Consider the following 386-nt stretch of genomic DNA (forward strand, 5'->3'; position numbering starts at 1 on the left):
GCTCGCAATTTTGCGACTGCACGAGATTTTGCGGCTTGGACGGGGCTCACACCGAGGGCACAGTCGAGCGGCGGAAAAGAAAGGCTCGGCGCGATATCAAAGCGTGGAAATCGGCAACTACGGACTCTCTTGATCGTTGGTGCGACCTCTATCATCAAGCTTGCTAAACGAGGCTTGAAAGTCCCACTCTGGATTCGGACCATGCTGCAAAGACGGCCGGTCAAGGTCGTATCGGTCGCGCTCGCCAATAAGATTGCGCGCACGATCTGGGCCTTGCTGGTCAGAGGCGGCATCTATCAGGCGCCGGCCGCAATGCTGAAAACCTAATCTTAAGAGCTCTCCGGCGGAAGAAGAAAGCTGCCGAGGAGGCAAGGTGCAAATCTGGA

The 386-nt window shown here is 56.5% G+C and carries 1 protein-coding gene; it reads left to right on the plus strand.

Translation table 11 applies throughout. The features are described from left to right. The coding region (locus tag AC0L21_RS38080; RefSeq protein ID WP_473267154.1) for a transposase at window positions 1-327 on the plus strand (327 nt) is incomplete at its 5' end. Window positions 328-386: the final 59 nt, after the last annotated feature.

The sequence above is a fragment of the Bradyrhizobium sp. WSM4873 genome (genome assembly GCF_055811355.1).